Here is a 3,611-nt window from a genome sequence, read left to right on the forward strand (position 1 = left end):
CCATAGGCCGGGGCCGGCGCGGCGTAGCCGGGGCGCGAGCTCGCGATGGCGCCGCCGATGATGGCGCCGGCGGCGAGCCCGCCGAGCACGCCCGCCGCCACCGCGCCGCCGCTCGGGCCGCGCCGGTAGTAGTACTGGGCGTCCGCCTGGCTCGCCGGCAGCGCGAGCACGACGGCGAGCGCCGCCGCCGAGACAGCAGTCAGGCTTCTGGTCATGGTCCCCTCGTGAGGCTCCGATATGTGGGTCGCGCCGGATCCTCGATCGGGAAGGTCGGTCCGGGCGTTCCGACGATCAGCCCCGTGCGGCTGACGGCAGGCCCGCAGGAAAGCGTTTCAATTTGTCGTTAGTTGGGCGGCGACCTCGTCCTTCGGTGCTAACGCGTTGAGCCCGATGAACATTCATTAATAGCAGATCGGTCCGGTCCGCCATCGCCAGCCGTATTCGGTCCATACCCGCTGGCGCTGCATCCAGCAGCCGGGCGCCACCGGCACGGCCGGGCCGTACAGATCGCTCCACGGCAGGGCGCGCCAGGCGACCGGGCTGCCGGGCGCCGCGTAGGGTCCGTAGGCATAGTATCCATTGTTGGCCGCGAGCCCGCCGACGATCGGCCCGGCGACCACGCGCGGCGCCGCCCGGCCGGCCGATCCGTCGGCGAGCGCCGGCGTCGCGATCATCACGGCCACGCCCAGCCCGATGCCCGAGACGATCCCCGCGCGTGCGGCGCCGCCGTGTCGCGCGGCCAGTCGAACGATCGTCTGCATGGGTCCTCGCCGCATCGCCGGAGATGTCCGAAACGTCCGAGAGTCGTGTCGCCGAGTAAAGATCATTTAATCGCACCGCGGTACTGTCGTTTCAAATTGAATCGATCTCGCGAGCGTCGTCCACCATGATCCGTGCGTGCCTCGTCGTCTCGATCGTGTCGGCCGCGCCGCTCGCCGCGGTCGGACCGGCATGGGCCGGACCGGACTGCACGGACGCGCCGGTCGACCGGTGGATCCCCGCCGAGACGATGCGCCGGCGCATCGAGGCGGAAGGCTACCGGATCGGCCTGTTCAAGACGACCGAGGGACGCTGCTACGAGATCTACGGCCGCGACAAGGACGGCCGCCGCGTCGAGATCTATTTCGATCCCGTGTCCGGCGCCGTCGTCAAGTCGAGCGTCCGATGAGGCACCCGACCGAGACGTCCGCCACGCCGGGTCGGACGAGCGCCCGGGAGATCGGCCCGTTCGCCGTCGCGATCCTCCTGATGCTCGCTGCGATCGTCGGGCCGGCGGCTTGGCACGCCCATCAGATCGCCGACGGCCGCGCCCTGGTCACCACTATCGAGACGGACGTGAAGCGTCACGATCTGATCCGTCGGCTCGACGACGACTACAGCCGCGTCTTCGGCACGGTCGCGGGGCTCGCGGCCGGCATCGATCCGGCCGAGCGGAATGAGCTGTCCGGCACGGCGCAGGCGGTGATGCGCGGACTGCTCGAGGTCGATTCCCCGCTCGACCGCCTGATCTCGGTGACGGCGGGTGTCGTGCCGGCCGCCGATCAGATCGCGCTGTGGACCCTCACCCGCGACATCGTCGACGCCTTCGACCACGTCGCCGCGTGGCAGCGGGCCCCGGCCGCCGACGAGGAGCGGTCGTTTCACGTGCTGGCGCTCTACCGCGACGTCGCGGCGGCGCGGGCCATCCTCGACCGCATGGACGACCGCCTCGACGAGCAGATCATGTCGCGGCTCGGGTCGTCGCTGGCGCTGGTCGAGACGGCGGTGCCGACCCTCTGGTCGATCAGCGTCGCGGGCGCGCTGATCGCGGTCGCGGTCCTGGTGTTCATGTCGCGGGCGATCCGCCGGCAGCGCCGCGTCCAGCGCGCCCTGGAGGCGAGCCGGGCCGCGCTGGCGGGTCAGAACCGGTTGTTCAAGGACGCGCTCGAGAGCATGAGCCAGGGCCTCTCGATGTGCGACGACGAGGGCCGCCTGATCGTCTGCAACACGCGCTTCGTCGCGATGTACGGCCGCCCCGGCCTCGCCATCGAGCCCGGCATGCGGTTCGAGGAATTCGCCCGCGGCCTGCGCGAGAACGGGATCATCGTCGACCCGGCGAGCCGGCTCGACATCATCCCGGAGGAGGACCAGTCCTGGATCGAGACGCTCGGCAACGGGCGCGTCGTCGCGGTCAGCCGGCGCATGCGGCCGTCGGGCGGCTGGGTCGGCACCCACGAGGACATCACCGAGCTCGCCCGCGCCCAGCAGCTGCGGGCCGAGGCCGAGGCCGAGTCGGTCAAGGCGCGCGAGCAGGAGCGCGCCGCCGAGGCCGCCTGCCGCGCCAAGTCGGGCTTCTTCGCCGTGATGAGTCACGAGATCCGCACGCCGCTCAACGGGCTGCTCGGTCTCGCCGCCACCTTGCTGGAGACGAGCCTCGACACCGACCAGCGCAAGACGCTCGAGGCGATCAACCAGTCGGGCGAGAGCCTGCTCGCCATCCTCAACGACATTCTCGACCTGTCCAAGCTCGAGGCCGGGCGGGTGCAGTTCGAGTCGGTGGCGTTCTCGCCCCGCGAGCTCGCCGACGACGTCGTCGGCATGCTCGGACCGCAGGCGCGCGCCCGCGGCGTCTCGCTCTTCCTGTCGGTCGGCGGCGAGGTGCCGGCGCTGATGCTCGGCGACCAGGGCCGGATCCGCCAGGTGCTGCTCAATCTCGCCGGCAACGCGCTGAAGTTCACGGCGGCGGGCGGCGAGGTCGAGCTGTCGCTCGGCTGCGCGACCCGCGATGCGACGACGGCGCGGCTCGAATGGTCGGTGCGCGACACCGGCATCGGCATCGCGTCGGAGCGCATCGACACGCTGTTCTCGGACTACGTCCAGGCCGATTCCTCGATCAACCGCCGGTTCGGCGGCACCGGGCTCGGACTCGCCATCTGCAAGCGGCTGGTCGAGCAGATGGGCGGCGAGATCGGCGTCCGCTCCGAGCTCGGCCGCGGCTCGGTCTTCGCGTTCTCGCTCGCCTTGCCGATCACCGACGTGGCGCGCCGGCCCGGCCTCGCCGGCCCGGTGTCGCACGCCGCCTTCACGGCGGCGCTGGGGCGCCTCGGGCGGCCGCTGCGCATCCTGCTGGTCGAGGACAACGCCACCAATCAGCTCGTCGTCACGAGGATGCTGCGATCGTTCGACATCGTGATCCGGATCGCCGAGGACGGCCTGCAGGCGCTCGCGGCCGTCGCCGAGTATCCGTGCGACCTGATCCTGATGGACGTGCGCATGCCCGGCATGGACGGGCTCGAGGCGACCCGCCGCATCCGCGCCCGCGGCGGACGCTGGGCGACGCTGCCGATCGTGGCGCTGACCGCCAATGCGTTCCCGGACGACGTCCAGGCCTGCCGCGAGGCCGGGATGACCAGCTTCATGGCGAAGCCGGTGCGCAAGGGCATGCTGATCGAGACGCTGGCCCAGGCCGTGCAGGCGGTCGCCTATGGCGGCGCCGGCGTCGAGGACGCGCCGAACGACGAGACCGCGCTGGCGTCCGACCGGCATCAGGGGCCGCCTGCCGACGGACGCGCGGGCGCCGCGGACGGGTCGCGGCGACGGCGCCGCGGCGACGTCCCGGCCCCGCCCGTGCA

At 71.9% G+C, this 3,611-nt stretch carries 3 protein-coding genes and 1 pseudogene; 2 read left to right on the forward strand and 2 right to left on the reverse strand.

All coding sequences use genetic code 11. The features are described from left to right. Positions 1 to 215, reverse strand: a pseudogene (locus tag CCR97_RS27230) (hypothetical protein); the annotation flags it as partial. A 186-nt stretch (positions 216 to 401) separates the two neighbouring features. Beyond that, complete coding sequence (locus CCR97_RS27235) at positions 402 to 761, reverse strand: hypothetical protein (protein WP_111359152.1); 360 nt, start codon at positions 759 to 761, stop codon at positions 402 to 404. A 125-nt stretch (positions 762 to 886) separates the two neighbouring features. Between CCR97_RS27235 and CCR97_RS27240 the strand changes: the two genes are divergently transcribed. Next, complete coding sequence (locus tag CCR97_RS27240; RefSeq protein WP_111359153.1) at positions 887 to 1,168, forward strand: PepSY domain-containing protein; 282 nt, start codon at positions 887 to 889, stop codon at positions 1,166 to 1,168. Then, the coding region (locus tag CCR97_RS27245; protein ID WP_201160057.1) for an ATP-binding protein at positions 1,165 to 3,611 on the forward strand (2,447 nt) is incomplete at its 3' end. The genes CCR97_RS27240 and CCR97_RS27245, both read left to right, overlap by 4 nt.

The sequence above is a fragment of the Rhodoplanes elegans genome, from assembly GCF_016653355.1.
In the GTDB taxonomy this organism is placed as follows: domain Bacteria; phylum Pseudomonadota; class Alphaproteobacteria; order Rhizobiales; family Xanthobacteraceae; genus Rhodoplanes; species Rhodoplanes elegans.

Bases quoted from the DNA above. Each gene is read 5' to 3' on its own strand.
- CCR97_RS27235 (WP_111359152.1), bottom strand. From the start codon at position 761: ATGCAGACGATCGTTCGACTGGCCGCGCGACACGGCGGCGCCGCACGC.
- CCR97_RS27240 (WP_111359153.1), top strand. From the start codon at position 887: ATGATCCGTGCGTGCCTCGTCGTCTCGATCGTGTCGGCCGCGCCGCTC.